Source organism: Vibrio sp. 1731 (genome assembly GCF_033339955.1).
Classification (GTDB): domain Bacteria; phylum Pseudomonadota; class Gammaproteobacteria; order Enterobacterales; family Vibrionaceae; genus Vibrio; species Vibrio alginolyticus.
This window is the reverse complement of the sequence record NZ_JAWOVO010000100.1, coordinates 1-1275: the sequence shown is the minus strand read 5'-3', so window position 1 is coordinate 1275 and position 1275 is coordinate 1. Positions and strand designations below refer to the sequence as shown.

Sequence of the window (1275 nt, the reverse complement as noted above, 5' to 3'; positions counted from 1 at the left end):
TACTCGCGTACCGGCCAATACAAAGAGTGGGTAAAACTGCTTGAACGATTAGGGCCTGCTTACAATACTGAGTTTCATTCGTGGCTGGATGAGGTGACGAAAGACATTGACGATTCGGATATTTCTCAACCAAAACCGAAAGAGAAGCCTAAGAAAATCGAACTCAATACCAGCATCCAAGTAAGCGGTAAAAAGTTCTCTGAAACGCTCTTCTTTGTCGATGTTTCAGAAAGTTATAATCAACTAGAAGTGTCTATCTCCGGCACTGGTGATGCCGATCTATACGCTTGTTACGACAAAGTATGCCACTACTTCGAGTACGAATGGTCGAACTACACCCATGGTAGTAACGAAACGATTTCAATCCCAAAAAATGAAGACGGGTCGATCAAAATGGGACAATACTATTTCAGCATCAGTGGTCGTGAAGAATTCGACGTAGAACTGTCTGTTGTTGCGAAATAAATTTCTATCATCGTTCATTAGGCACCTGTTTTCACGATGGTGCTTAATGAACATTAAATATTATTTATAAAGGTATTATAATTCTTAATTTCCTGACGTAATAACTTTAGATATAGAATATGAAACGATGTTTAAGTGTGAGTCAAACATAGTAATAGTAAACGGATAAAGTGGATAATATGAAAAGGAATATGCCTTACCTACCTAGCTTCAAATTGACTGACTTTGATATAAAAACGTTAGTACAACCTATCCTCTGTCCTAGAAGCCAAGAAATTCAATATTACGAAACTTTGTCTAAGATAAGCACTTTTGATAAAAGCAACATAAACAACGACGTATTTTTTTCCATTATAGACAACACGTTTATTCAAACTCTCGCTTTACAACAAATTCGATTTTCTCTTGAAAAATACCCTCACCAACTACACTCTTTTAATATTAAACTCTCTTGTTTAGCTGACGAAGATTTTGTCCGTGAGCTTTTAAGCTTCAATGGTGCTAAGTTTGCTCTTGAGATAAGCGAGCTTGATTGTTATACCGAATCACAAGAAATACGCGAAAACTTATCAGTGTTACAAGCGAACAATATCGAGATTTGGCTGGATGACTATCACCGTAACAACAAGCTGGCTAACATGTCACTTGGCAAAATACTTTGGGATCGTATCAAGATTGACAAAAGCTTTCTAAAACATGCCGACCAAGAGTCTATACATGCACTAGAGTACTTCTTAGCCCCTTTCTGCTTACACGGATTGATCTTCGAGGGTGCTGAGTACATCGAACATCATAAGATGTTAAAGACAA

The 1275-nt window shown here is 37.4% G+C and carries 2 protein-coding genes; both read left to right on the top strand.

The genetic code is table 11. The features are described 5' to 3' along the window. Positions 1-465 (top strand): PPC domain-containing protein (locus R7035_RS25460; RefSeq protein ID WP_318146350.1); only part of this gene is annotated, 465 nt, incomplete at its 5' end. A gap of 179 nt (positions 466-644) precedes the next feature. Then, a partial coding sequence (locus tag R7035_RS25455; RefSeq protein ID WP_318146349.1) for an EAL domain-containing protein occupies positions 645-1275 on the top strand: 631 nt, incomplete at its 3' end.